Origin of the sequence: Larkinella fluvii (assembly GCF_051857545.1) — a bacterium.
Classification (GTDB): domain Bacteria; phylum Bacteroidota; class Bacteroidia; order Cytophagales; family Spirosomataceae; genus Larkinella.
The window spans coordinates 504,227-517,406 of record NZ_JBPZHB010000009.1 but is presented as its reverse complement, the minus strand read 5'-3'; the positions used below and the strand labels follow the sequence as shown (position 1 = coordinate 517,406).

11 protein-coding genes are annotated in these 13,180 nt (G+C 51.1%); 8 read left to right on the top strand and 3 right to left on the bottom strand.

Translation table 11 applies throughout. The features are described from left to right. Nucleotides 1-149: 149 nt before the first annotated feature. Genes ACS5NO_RS25380 through ACS5NO_RS25370 form a run of 3 tightly spaced genes read right to left on the bottom strand, consistent with a single transcriptional unit; the run spans nucleotide 150 to nucleotide 4,891 of the window. Nucleotides 150-1,799, bottom strand: a complete 1,650-nt coding sequence (locus tag ACS5NO_RS25380) for a M1 family metallopeptidase (RefSeq protein WP_439417717.1) — start codon at nucleotides 1,797-1,799, stop codon at nucleotides 150-152. 39 nt (nucleotides 1,800-1,838) lie between these two features. After that, entirely contained in the window at nucleotides 1,839-4,022 is a 2,184-nt protein-coding gene (locus ACS5NO_RS25375; RefSeq protein WP_439417716.1) for a S9 family peptidase, read from the bottom strand. A 5-nt stretch (nucleotides 4,023-4,027) separates the two neighbouring features. Further along, nucleotides 4,028-4,891, bottom strand: coding sequence for an AraC family transcriptional regulator (locus ACS5NO_RS25370; protein WP_439417715.1), 864 nt, complete (start codon nucleotides 4,889-4,891; stop codon nucleotides 4,028-4,030). 325 nt (nucleotides 4,892-5,216) lie between these two features. Here ACS5NO_RS25370 and ACS5NO_RS25365 point away from each other — a divergent pair, with 325 nt between their 5' ends. The 8 genes from ACS5NO_RS25365 (at nucleotide 5,217) to ACS5NO_RS25330 (ending at nucleotide 13,180) form a co-directional block, all read left to right on the top strand. After that, nucleotides 5,217-6,128: a dihydrodipicolinate synthase family protein gene (locus ACS5NO_RS25365; protein WP_439417714.1), complete on the top strand. Its 912-nt coding sequence runs from the start codon at nucleotides 5,217-5,219 to the stop codon at nucleotides 6,126-6,128. Nucleotides 6,129-6,140: 12 nt separating this feature from the next. Beyond that, nucleotides 6,141-7,142 (top strand): 4-hydroxyproline epimerase, encoded by a 1,002-nt coding sequence (locus tag ACS5NO_RS25360; protein ID WP_439417713.1) that lies wholly within the window; start codon nucleotides 6,141-6,143, stop codon nucleotides 7,140-7,142. After that, entirely contained in the window at nucleotides 7,139-8,386 is a 1,248-nt protein-coding gene (locus tag ACS5NO_RS25355; protein WP_439417712.1) for an NAD(P)/FAD-dependent oxidoreductase, read from the top strand. Before ACS5NO_RS25360 ends, ACS5NO_RS25355 begins: the two co-directional genes overlap by 4 nt. A gap of 223 nt (nucleotides 8,387-8,609) precedes the next feature. Beyond that, on the top strand, nucleotides 8,610-8,930 hold the full coding sequence (locus ACS5NO_RS25350) for a hypothetical protein (protein WP_114406015.1): 321 nt from the start codon (nucleotides 8,610-8,612) through the stop codon (nucleotides 8,928-8,930). A 428-nt stretch (nucleotides 8,931-9,358) separates the two neighbouring features. Next, entirely contained in the window at nucleotides 9,359-10,498 is a 1,140-nt protein-coding gene (locus ACS5NO_RS25345; RefSeq protein WP_439417711.1) for an FIST signal transduction protein, read from the top strand. Nucleotides 10,499-10,502: 4 nt separating this feature from the next. Further along, on the top strand, nucleotides 10,503-12,026 hold the full coding sequence (locus tag ACS5NO_RS25340) for an ATP-binding protein (RefSeq protein WP_439417710.1): 1,524 nt from the start codon (nucleotides 10,503-10,505) through the stop codon (nucleotides 12,024-12,026). A 50-nt stretch (nucleotides 12,027-12,076) separates the two neighbouring features. After that, a complete protein-coding gene (locus ACS5NO_RS25335) occupies nucleotides 12,077-12,451 on the top strand; it encodes an Hpt domain-containing protein (protein ID WP_439417709.1) in 375 nt (124 codons plus the stop codon). Nucleotides 12,452-12,757: 306 nt separating this feature from the next. Further along, a complete protein-coding gene (locus tag ACS5NO_RS25330; RefSeq protein ID WP_114406011.1) occupies nucleotides 12,758-13,180 on the top strand; it encodes a response regulator transcription factor in 423 nt (140 codons plus the stop codon).

Sequence of the window (13,180 nt, the reverse complement as noted above, 5' to 3'; positions counted from 1 at the left end):
ATACCGAACAGAGCCGTTAAGCCCCGTTACGCCGATGGTACTGGAGTCACTTCCGGGAGAGTAGGTTGCCGCCACCACAGATTTCCTAAGCTCCCCGCATTAGCGGGGAGCTTTTTTTGTGACCTATATCTCGAAATTCGGTACCAGTTTCATTTCGCCAATTGAACCAATACATAATAAGCAGGATCGCTAGTTAACGAATCGATACCCGAGATGGGCAATGTCTGCCATTGCATAGTTGGGTTGAGGGTCTCGTTAGGACCGGGATTGTTTAAGCACACTTTTAACGGCATATTAAAGCCTTCGACACAATTCGTCCAGCGGTATTGGATCTTGTTTTTAATCAATTTATACTCCAACGTGGGAATGCGTTTATCGCGCAGGTATTGATCAAATACCTTCTGAAAATTGATGCCGGATTGTTGACTGATGTACTCCTCAATTTGTTTTCCATCAACGGTTTGGTGATAAAAAGTCTGGTTAAGACCCCTCAGAATTCCCCGCCATTTCGTATCATCACCGATAATTTGCCGGATTGTATGCAGCATATTTCCGCCCTTATAATACATATCACCTGAACCTGAGTGGTTTACGTTGTAGGTTCCGACGATGGGCCGGTCATTTCGAATAAGCGCCCGGGTACCCATTACATAAGCCGATCCCGCATCTTTTCCGTAGTAATATTCCGTGTAGAGGTTCTCAGAGTAATTGGTAAAGCTCTCGTGTACCCACATATCAGCAACGTCCCGGTAAGTAATGTTGTTGGCAAACCATTCGTGACCGGATTCGTGGATGATGATGAAATCCCAAAGAAGTCCAAAACCGGTTCCCGACAAATCGCGTCCCAGATACCCGTTCCGAAAGCGATTGCCGTACGTCACCGAACTTTGATGCTCCATTCCCAAATAGGGTGTCTCGACAAGTTTGTAACCGTCTTCGTAAAATGGGTACGGTCCAAACCAGTGCTCAAATGCTTTCAGCATGGGCTTTGCCTGTTGAAATTGCCGACGGGCCGAATCGGCATGTTCGGGCAGGGCGTAAAAATCCATGGTCAGCCGCCCCTTTTCACCCTGAAGTGTGTCTGCCCAATGAACATAGTTGCCAATATTGACATTGACGCCGTAGTTGCTAATGGGGTTACTCACAAACCAGTCAAACGTATGGGTTCCATCGTCGTGCTCAGTCACCCCGCGCAAACGGCCATTGGAAATATCCTGTAATCCTTTGGGTACGGTAATGCTGATAAGCATACTGTCGGGCTCGTCGTACATGTGATCTTTGCAGGGCCACCACGCACTGGCACCCAATCCCTGGCAAGCTGTAGCAATAAACCATTGCCCGGTTTTATCCCGTTTCCAGACAAAGCCGCCATCCCAGGGCGCGCGTTTGGCTACCCGCGGTTTTCCGGCATAGTGAACCACCAGCGACTCGGTTTGCCCAATTTCCTGCTTTTTCTGAAGCGTTATAAAGTAGGCATTTCCATCTTGCCTGAAAACCAATTCCTTCCCTTCCTGAACAATTTTCTGAATTTTAAGGGGACGTTGTAAATCAACTTGCAGCGTCTGGTTGGGTTTTAAAACCCGGTAGTAAATGGTTGTGCTGCCACTGATCGCACTGTCCGCCGGATTGATTTTTACCTGAAGATGATAATACGTCAGGTCCCACCAGATCCGTTCCGGGGTAATGGAACCGCGTAAGGTGTCATCGTGTGTAAACGCATATTTTTGGGCTTGAACCGCTAAGGAAAAAAACAGAGCTGCCAGCAGGAGCCCAGTGGATTTAGAAAGTTGATGAATCATGTCGTATTCCATTCGGAGTTAAATCATTTATATCCGCACTCAACGTGGCCCCGGAGGGCAGTGTTCCAGCAAATACCGGGTGTATAGACTGCGGAGGTGACGGCTGGTGCCTTCGCCTTCCGAAATACTATGCGTCCGGTTTGGATAGGGCATCACCTGAAATTGTTTGTTGTGTTTAATGAGTTCATCGATAAGGACTTCGGCATTGGAGTAGTGCACATTGTCGTCGCCCGTTCCGTGAATATAGAGGAGATTCCCGCGTAGATTTTTGGCATAGGTGATGGGTGAACCGGCCACAAAATCTTCCCGGTTTTCCTGGGGTAAGCCCATATACCGCTCCTGGTAAATGTTATCGTAGAACAATTGATTGCCCACAGCCGCCACGGCAATGCCGGTTTTATAGATTTCGGGATACTGAAACAGCAGGTGAAGCGTGGTTGCGCCACCGCCACTCCAACCCCAGACGGCGACCCGGCTGGTATCCAGATAGGCGTGTTGCTCGAACAGTTTTTTAGCCCCCATCGCCTGATCCCGAACGTTGATCCGCCCGATCTGCCGGTAGATGGCTTTGCGCCAGGCGGCTCCCTTCAGTGCCGGTGTTCCCCGGTTATCCAGGGCAACGTAGCAATAGCCTGCTTTGGCCATATCGCCGTCAAACTGCGCATTGCTGCCCGCCGAAAAGACGTCGCTGGTCGTGGTGGTTGCCGGTTCGCCGTAAACATAGAAAACGACCGGATATTTTTTGGTACTGTCAAAATTTTCGGGTTTTCGCATCCAGCCGTCCAGTGTAATCCCATCGGCGGTTTGAACCTTGAAAAACTCCACATTCCGGGGCGTTTGCGGGTTGGAAGTGGGGCGGGGAGACGCACGAACGACTTGGTTGTCGGACAAACGAATCCAGTTTGTGATCATCGGTATCTGGTGACTGTTGAACGTATGCTGGGCATATCGACCACTGGGGGCGATGTCGTAGGCATGGGTTCCTGTCTCATTTGCAGGAGAAATGCGCTCCGGTTTGCCCTTCCCATCCATTTTCGCACGGTACAAATACCGCTGGGTCGGATTGGAAGGGGAAGCCGTGAAATAAATGTACTGGTTTCGCTCGTCGGTGTAGTTGATGTTGGCAATGTCATACGAACCGGGCGTGAGCAACAGTTCTTTTTTGCCGTCGCGACTGATCCGATACAGATGCCGCCAGCCGTCCTTTTCGGAAACCCAGATAAATGCCTTACCACCGTCCAGCCATTCCCAACCGGCGGGATTGCCCCGGTTCCAGATTCCCTTCGTATCGATCCAGGTGTCGCTGGTTTCGCGGTGGATCGGCGTCACAGAGCTATTGTCGGGTTGAGCTACAAAAAGAATACTCTGGTTCTGTTTTCGGCTTAATTGTTCAATAATCAGCTCATTCGAGTTCGGAAACCATTCCATTCGCACGAGGTAATGTTGTTGCGGATCGCCCGGAATGGCCAGCCAGCGGGTTGATCCGCCCGTTGCCGCGACGACCCCAATGCGAACCGGTGAGGGCGACTCCCCGACTTTCGGGTACTCGACCGGAATGACACGGGAGTAAACCGAGTCCGTCGTATTGAGCATCAAATAGTCTCGAATTGTGCTGGCGTCTACCTGCCAGTAGGCAATTTGCCTGCTGTCCGGGCTCCAGCGAAAACCGTCGCGGCAGCCGAACTCCTCTTCGTACGCCCAGTCGAAGGTGCCGTTGATGCGTTTGCGGGTGCCGTCGGTGGTCAGTGGGGTGGTTTGTCCGGTCGCCACATCTTCCACGAACAGATTGTTTTTGCTTACATATGCTACCTTGGTTCCGTCAGGCGACAGCTTGGCGTAGAGCAGCGATTGACCAGGCTGGTCTTTTCCCACCTGCCGCAATCGATTACTTTTCCGATCGAGCAGATAATAATCGCCCCGGGTGTTGTAGCGCCAGACCCGGGCGGTATTGGTGAAAATAAGCACCTGTGAAGAATCGCGGCTGAACGCCAACTGGGCCACTGTCAGCGGTTTCGATGCGCCGGTTGGGGTGAGTTGTTCCCTGGAAATCAGGGTGGTTGCCTTCCCCGAAACCACTTCGGTTTGCAGAACCGCTTCCGGGGTAACGGTCAGATAGGCATTTCCGTCGGAGGTCCAGCGGACGCCCTGAAATTGCGCCCTTGCAGCTTGAAAACCGGTGAAGAAAAAGAGAATAAGGAGAAGTTTTCTGAAAATCAGTCTCATATTTTTTAGAAAATGGCTTTGATGTATTGACCCGGCGTCAGGCTCGTAATGAGCTTAAATTGACGGTTAAAGTTCGACAAATTCGTGTAGCCGCACGAAAAAGCAATCTGGCTGATCGGGAGTTTCGATTCCTGCAACAAACGGCAAGCGTGTTCGATCCGGACTTCATTCAGCAATTGTGAAAACGTTTTTCGGGTATGAAGACGAAAAAACCGGCAAAACGCGCTTTCGGTCAAATGGGCTTGAGCAGCCACTTCTTCCAGGGTGATGGGCGAAGCGTAGTGGTTCAGAATGTAGGTAAATACATTGTCGAGCCGCTGGTGATCGTCGGGACGGCGGGGCTGTTCGTAGGCTGTCATCGACAGCATTTCCCGTCTCGAATCGGTCGCCATGCAATCCAGAACGGTTAATAGTGCCATCACTTGATCGAAAGGACGAAGTGTGTGCAGTTCTTCCATGCAATGCGTGGTTGAAACCGGTTCGTTGAAGCGAATCCGAACGCCGTGCCGGGCTTCCTGAAAAAGCTGGCTGAGGTGGTTTAACTCGGGCATTCCAAAAAACGATTCTTTCAGGTGTTCAGGACGAAGATAGACGGAATAAGACAAGGCCCGCTGAGCGGATTTTGCGGAGAAATAAACCGGATCGTTGCGAAACACATGCGGTAAATTGGCCCCCAAAAGCAATAAATCGTAGGGTCGGAAACGGTCGATGCGGTCGCCGATGACCTGCGTACCCACACTCTCTTTGATTAACGTCAATTGTAGTTCGGGATGAAAATGAAGCCGGTCGTAAAAATGAGACCCATCATCGACCTGAACCCGAAACGAGCGATCCGCAACGGTGGGAATCCGGAACAGCAGCGGTTTCATTGGAAAGCCAGAAATGAAGGGTGGCAGGAATGAAAACGGGGGAGCGCTGACGGCTGCTCATGCGGGGAAATGATGGTCGAAATCATATCGATTCAAAATGGATTGTGTGATGAATAGAGACGGTGATGCAAAACAAAGTAGCGATAATTTTCGAAATTGATACAGAATTGGTCGTTTATTTTCTTTCAAACCCATAAAGTGGCAAAAAGAGTATCAGAATCAATCAATCTCCATGAAGTGAGCCATTCGTTATTTTGCCAAATTTGTTCTACCTGAAGCGTGCAGGTGGCACGCATCCAATCAACTCCGATCAATCCCTGATATTATGGCTATCTCCGTACCCTGGAAAGGGGTTTATCCCGCCCTGCTCACGCCTTTTACGGCCGACGACGAACTCGACTTGCCACTGTTCGCCAAAAACATCCTGGCTCAACTCGATGCCGGTGTTCACGGTCTGATCATCGCCGGCTCACTGGGAGAGGTCAGTACGCTGACTGGCCCCGAGAAACTTTCTTTGCTGGAAAAAGCATTGGAAACTACCAAAAACCGGGTTCCGGTGATTATGAATGTGGCAGAAGCGTCGACGCGAGAAGCGGTTCGGGGTGCGCGGGAAGCCGAAGCAAACGGAGCCGATGGCATGATGCTTTTGCCGCCGATGCGGTATTTTGCGGATTCCCGCGAAACCGTTGCGTTTTTCAAAACCATCGCGCAGGAAACGTCGCTGCCGATCATGATTTACAACAATCCGGTCGATTATAAAATCATGACCACTGTGGCCATGTTTGAGGAATTGGCGGTTTTGCCAAACATTCGGGCCGTAAAAGAATCGACGCGCGACCTGACCAACATTGCCCGGATGCGGAATGCCTTTGGCGACCGCTACAGTTTGCTGGGTGGGGTAGACACGCTGGCCTTGGAAGCCCTGGTGTCGGGTGCCGATGGCTGGGTGGCCGGTTTGGTCGATGCCTTCCCGCAGGAAACAGTGGCCATTTATGAGCTGGTGAAAGCCGGTCGAATCGACGAAGCGATCCGGATTTACCGGTGGTTTATGCCCCTGCTGGAGCTGGATATTCAGCCGAAACTGGTGCAATATATCAAACTTGCCGCCACGGCCACTGGCATTGGTTCGGAATACGTTCGTGCCCCGCGGCTGACGCTGGAGGGCGAAGAGCGGGAACGGGTGCTGGGCATTATTGAAGCCGCCCTGGCGATCCGTCCCGAACTGCAAACGGTGTAGTCGTCTCTCCGTATGAACTATAATTTTTATTGCATCGACGCCCACACCTGCGGGAATCCCGTCCGGGTGGTCACCGGTGGGAGTATTCCGCACCTCGTGGGTGCGACGATGAGTGCCAAACGGCAACATTTTCTGCGCGATTACGACTGGATTCGGAAGAGTCTGATGTTCGAACCGCGCGGCCACGATATGATGTCGGGCAGCATTCTGTATCCGCCCAGCGACCCCGCCAACGATGTGGGCGTGCTGTTTATCGAGACCTCCGGCTGTTTGCCGATGTGTGGTCACGGCACCATCGGAACCGTGACGGTGGCCATCGAGCAGGGGCTGGTTGTGCCAAAAACACCGGGCGTCCTGAACCTGGAAGTTCCCGCCGGCCTGGTTCGGGCCGAATACCGGCAGGAGGGGCGAAAGGTGAAATCGGTTAAAATCACCAACGTCAAATCGTATCTGGCGGCCGAGGGGCTGACGGTCGATTGCCCGGACTTGGGAACCCTGACGGTCGACGTCGCGTACGGTGGCAACTTTTACGCCATTGTGGACCCACAGCCCAATTTTGCCGGTTTACAGCATTTCAAGGCAGAACAACTCATCGCCTGGGCGCGCGTGATGCGGGAGCGGATGAACGAACAGTATACGTTTGTGCATCCCGAAAACCCGACCATCAACGGGTTGAGCCACATTCTGTGGACGGGCAAACCGCTGGCGGCTACGTCGATGGCCCGTAATGCGGTTTTCTACGGCGACAAAGCCATTGATCGCTCGCCCTGCGGCACCGGCACGTCGGCCCGGCTGGCGCAGTGGTATGCCAAAGGCTGGCTGAAACCGGGTCAGGATTTTGTTCACGAAAGCATTATCGGTTCCATTTTTACGGGCCGCATCGAGCAGGAAACCGAGTTGGCCGGAAAAACCGCCATTGTGCCGAGCATCGAAGGCTGGGCTATTATTCACGGCTTCAATCATATTATTCTGGATGAAGACGATCCCTATGTACATGGTTTTCAGGTAATATGAGACACATCGGTATTATTGGTGGTGGAGTAATCGGTTTATGTTCAGCTTATTATCTGGACAAGGCGGGTTACAAAGTAACGGTTTTCGATCAAAACACGCTGACGGACGGCTGTTCGTTCGGCAATGCCGGGATGATTGTGCCGAGTCACATCATCCCGCTGGCGCAGCCGGGCATGATGGCCAAAGGCATGCGGATGCTGCTGCGGTCGACCAGTCCGTTTTACATCAAACCACGTCTGAGTGCCGATCTTCTGCGCTGGGGCTGGCTCTTCTACAAACATTCGACGCCCGAGCACGTCGAGCGGGCGATTCCGGCGCTGCGTGACATTAGCTTGCTGAGTAAAAAACTGTATCAGGAACTCGCCCGGACCGATGGCCTGTCGTTTGGCTGGAAGGAAGACGGGCTTCTCATGCTGTATAAAACCGCTGCTGCTGAACACGAAATGGCGGAGGAAGCGGAAGTGGCCAACCGCGCCGGCATCGAAGCACTGCAGTTGTCGGGGGAGCAGGTTCAGGACCTGGAGCCGGATGCCCGGGTAGACGTCCGGGGGGCGGTATATTACCCCGGTGATGCGCATTTGAACCCCGGTCAGTTCATCCGCTCGCTGGTGACGTATTTGAAAAAAAGGGGCGTCACGCTGCTGGAAAACCAATCGGTGAGCGGTTTTGGCCGGTCGGGTTCCCGGATTACTTCCGTCAAAACGTTTACAGCCGAACACCCCGTTGACGAAGTGGTCATTACCGCCGGTTCCTGGTCACCGTCTTTGATGCGGTTGCTGGGGATTTCGCTGCCGTTGCAGGGGGGCAAAGGCTACAGTTTCATGCTGCAAAACCAGCGTCCGAACATCCGGGTTCCGGCCATCATGCTGGAAGCCCGCGCCACGGCCACGCCGATGGGAGCGGATTTGCGGTTTGCCGGTACGCTTGAAGTGGCCGGAACCGATTTGTCCGTTAATATGAATCGGGTGCGTGGCATTGTCAATTCCATCCAAAACTATTACCCCGATCTGCCGGCTCAACTGCCGGACGTGTCGAAGGTCTGGAGCGGATTGCGGCCCTGCTCGCCCGACGGATTACCGTATATTGGTCGGGTTTCGGGCATTGAAAACCTGACACTAGCAACCGGACACGGGATGATGGGCGTGAGCCTGGGACCCGCTTCGGGTAAACTGGTAGCCGACTGTCTCGACAATCGCGCACCGGCCATGGAACTGAGTCCATTCAATCCGGATCGGTTTCGTTAAAAAAGGGGTGATTCAAGTAAAATTTGTAGCCATTTTTGCCAGAATCCGTTCGACACAGAATAAAAAACGCTAAAACCGTAGATAAATAGGTGAAATTATACCGTTAGTGAATAAATGGTGACAAAGACTGTAAAAAAAAGTAACTTTCACAATCTAATTCACTTGCCGTATTTGAAATAAACCCTCTACTTTTGTGTGTTCGTGATTTTACCGATCCCATGCCATGAAAATCAGCCCGCCACAAGTTGGCCGATACTATTACGTCGGAAATGAACCGACGCTGTTCACTGAAAAGCTGTTGCAGGAAATCCTGCCACACCACCGTCCCCAGCCCATTCGGTTGACCAAGCAATGGTTGACCTCATTCGGCTTTCGTCCCGATGCCGCCCGTCACTTCTGGTTTTTTCAGGATCTGAAATTAGTCCCCGGTCTCAATTGCTGGCTGTGCGTCAGCAGCCGCCGGTATCTGCATTATGTTCACGAACTGCAGGAATGTTTTGCCGATATTTACCAGACCGAATTACCCCTCGAAACCCAGTCGTAGTGAGTACAATTCCTTATCGTTTCGCTACCTGCTGCAGGCTAACCTGCTTACACAAAAGAAATAAATAAATCCTTAAATTTTGTATCGAAATTAGCACGATATTTGTGCAGTAGTTGTCTGACAATTACAGGTTGTTCTGATTGATTTCCCCTCTTTTTTTTCGTTTGGATTCTGCTTCAAAACGCTGGTGCTGTTTTCGGAATAACCATGCTTTCCCGGACAGAATTTACGGCTTCGGACTTGTAGAACGGGTGTAAGAGAAACGGGCCGGTTTGGGAAAAGTAGGATTAATCAGAAAAAAATTCACCGTTATTTATCCGGAAGTTACCATTTAGTATACTATTTGTAGGGAAAACTACTTACGTATTCTGCTCTTGGAATGGATCGTATCGGCTTACCCACCTTACTTTTTTTACTGTCACACACGAATGAAACTGAATCAATCTGTTTTTGAAAACCAGGCGTGGTCGTCCTTGTCGGAAACGCCGGGTTTTTTGGCTGATAATGCCCAGTTAGTTTTGGCATTTGGTGAACGGTTTTTATTAGAAAAATCAAATGTTTACGAACAGCTTCGCAACCGCTATCCGGTGGCCGACATCGTGATCAATTCCACGGCTGGCGAAATTTACCTCGATAAGGTTCATGACGGATCGGTTATTGCCACCGCCATTGAGTTTGAAAAAACGCGGGTCCGAACCGTACAGATCGACATTCGTAAACACACAGAGAGTTTTCAGGCGGGCGAAAAAATAGCCCGGGAACTGGACGAACCTGATCTGGCGGCTATTTTTCTAATTTCTGATGGAAGCTGGGTGAACGGCAGCGACCTGACCGAAGCACTCAATCAGTTGCTGAAACGGCACATTCCCATTTCAGGGGGGCTGGCCGGTGATGCCGCCCGGTTTGAACGGACACTCGTGGGCCTGAACCAAGACCCGGCTGCGGGTAAAATTGTCGGTATCGGTTTTTACGGCACGGAACTCAAAATCGGGCATGGATCGATGGGGGGCTGGGATGTTTTCGGGCCGGAACGCGAAGTGACCAAAGCGACCTACAATGTGTTGTACCAGATCGACGGTAAACACGCGCTGGATTTATACAAGGAGTATCTGGGGAAATACGCCGAAAGTCTGCCTTCAGCGGCTCTGCTTTTCCCACTCTCCATTCGGGCCACGGCCGGCTCGGAACCCCTGGTGCGCACCATTCTGGCCATCGATGAAGAAGCCAAAAGCATGACGTTTGCGGGTGAAATGCCCGAAAAGGCCCTTGTACGGTTTATGACCGCTAATTTCGACCGGCTCATCGACGCGTCGGCCGAGGCTGCACACACCTCGTTGACCCAGCTCAACTTCGCACCTGAACTGGCAATCCTGATTAGCTGTGTAGGTCGGAAGCTGGTGTTGGGGCAGCGAACCGATGAGGAGGTTGAAGCCGCCCGCGAAGTGTTTGGAACCGATGCGGTGATGACAGGTTTTTATTCCTATGGAGAAATTTCTCCCTTGCAGTCCAACACCCGTTGCGAGCTACACAACCAAACGATGACCGTGACGGTCTTTTCCGAAAACTGACGCTATGGACACCACGAATTTCCATAAACTGCTGGCCCGACAAATCAATAAACACCTGACGGAAGAGTGTCTGAAGCATGAGCGTTTTCAGCAGTTTGTCAAGGCTGTCAATGAATCGTATCAAAACTTTGACCGCGACAAGGAATTGTTCGAGCATTCGTCATTTCTCAATGAGCGGGAATATGCCACGATCAACCAGAAGCTCAAGGAGGAAATCAGCCAGCGCCGGCAATCGGAAGAAAAACTGATCGAAGCCATCCAGTCGATGGAAATTCCGGAAGGGGATGAAATGCCGGAATTTGGCCCTGAGAATCTGGTTTCACTGGTCGATTTTTTGCAAAAACAGATTGAACACCGCAAACAAATCGAGCTTGAACTGCGGTCGGCAAAAGAAGTTGCGGAGAATGCCACCCTGGCAAAATCGGAATTTCTGTCCATGATGAGCCACGAAATCCGGACACCGCTCAATGGCATTGTGGGCATGACTTACCTGATGAGCCAGGAAGAAGTGCCGCCCGCTCTGGCCGAAAACCTCAAAACGCTGCAATTTTCGATTGAACACCTGCACGCGCTCATCAACGACATTCTGGATTTCAGTAAGATCGAAGCCGGGAAAGTGGAACTCGAAGAAACCAATTTCGATTTTAAACACCTGGTTTCCAACATCAAACGCGCCCACCAGTTTAAAGCCGAGGAAAACGGAACCCGCATCAAACTGATGGTGGACGACGACATTCCGGATTCGCTGATTGGGGATTCGCTGCGGATCGGGCAGGTCTTGTCCAACCTGGTTTCCAACGCCATCAAGTTCACCAAAAAAGGCACGATTACCATCGAACTGTCGCTGCTTCAGAAAGACGACGAAGTGGCTTCGATTTATGTTTCGGTGCAGGATACCGGGATCGGGATTGCGCCCGAAAAACAGCAGGCCATTTTTGAGATGTTTACCCAGGCCAATTCGGCCACGACCCGGCAGTTTGGCGGAACCGGGCTGGGGCTGGTCATTACCCGGCGATTGCTCGAACTGCACGACAGCAAGATTGAAGTGGAAAGCGAGGAAGGAAAAGGGGCAAAGTTTCATTTTACCCTTGATTTGCGCATCAGTTCCGCCGTGAAACAAGCCTATGTCCTTCCCGATGCCATCAACGACCAGACCCTGAAAGGCGTCCGGGTGTTGCTGGTGGAAGACTATCCGGTCAATGTGAAAGTTGCGCTCAAGTTCCTGAGTCGCTGGGGGGTTCTGGTGGATGTGGCCGAGAATGGACAGATCGGTGTTGAAAAATTTCTGGCGGGTTCCTACGATCTCATTCTGATGGATCTTCAGATGCCGGTAATGGATGGCTACACCTCCACGCAACACATTCGGGAAACGGACGCCAAAATTCCGGTGATTGCCCTGACTGCTTCGGCCACGTATAGCAACCGCGACCGCGCCATTCATGCGGGCATCAACGATTATGTGACCAAACCGTTCAACCCCAACGATTTGTTTCAGAAAATCGCCAAGTATTGCCAGCGGCTCAACTAACGAATACCGGAAAAACCGGACCCACCGTAACACATCCTATTTTGGTAGACATGACCCATTCCGCCGACAAGGGCATCGATCAACTGGACCGCGCCCGTCTGCTGCAACTGTATGAAGACGATACTGAAACCCTGATTTCATCGATCGAAATGTTTCTGGATGAAGTCGTTCCCGCTTTTCAGGTGTTGGAGAACCTGATAGAAGTGCAGGACTGGACGGGCGTAGGCGCAATGACCCACCAATTGAGGCCCTGGCTGGGCATGGTGGGACTTACCCGTCTGGAACAGCAACTGGAGGTTATAGAACGGCTGGCAAAGGAAAAATCGAATGATGAAATGATCCCGGATGCCTATCGTAACTTCATACAAAATCTGGAACATATGCAGCCAGTATTAAAAACCGAATTGCAGCAATTAACAAAATAAAAAGGATTATAGAACGACCTGTTCATATGCCAAAAAAGATCCGGTCAGAGTGCGGATACTCAGACTATAGGCTATTAAATTTCGATTAAAATAGCTCTCTCCCTTCGAAAAAAGAACAATATTCTACGAATTGACATTTATTTATCAGACAAAATTTAATGAAACCTCGATTTGTAGTATGATTTTTGTTACTACTTCGTATTGTTAGTATACGGTGCTGTTTACTGGTGCATTAAATAGTAAATTTGAATAACTACCTGTTGCGGACACATCTTTTAGTTTACGGGTACGATTCGTAGATAATTTATGGAAAACCAATACCATGTTCTGGTTGTAGAAGACGATACGTACATCCGTAAAGTTCTTCGTCATACATTGAAAGCGGAGTTTGAGGTCACGACGCTGAACAATGGCATTGAAGCGATGGACTGGCTGGAAGCGGGGAATCCAGTCGACATCATCATCACCGATCTGCAGATGCCGTATTTGAGCGGGCAGGACCTGATCCGGACCATTCGGGCCAGTTCGTTGCTGACGCAGGTGCCCATCATCGTGTTGTCGACTTTCACCGATAGTGCGACCAAAATCGCCTGTCTGGAGCAGGGGGCCGACGATTACATGATCAAACCCTTTAATCCGCTGGAAGTCAAGGCGAAAATAAATGCGATTCTGCGCCGAAGGGGCAGTCCGCAACCAACCCCGGCACCCGGAAACAAACCGACTTACTGA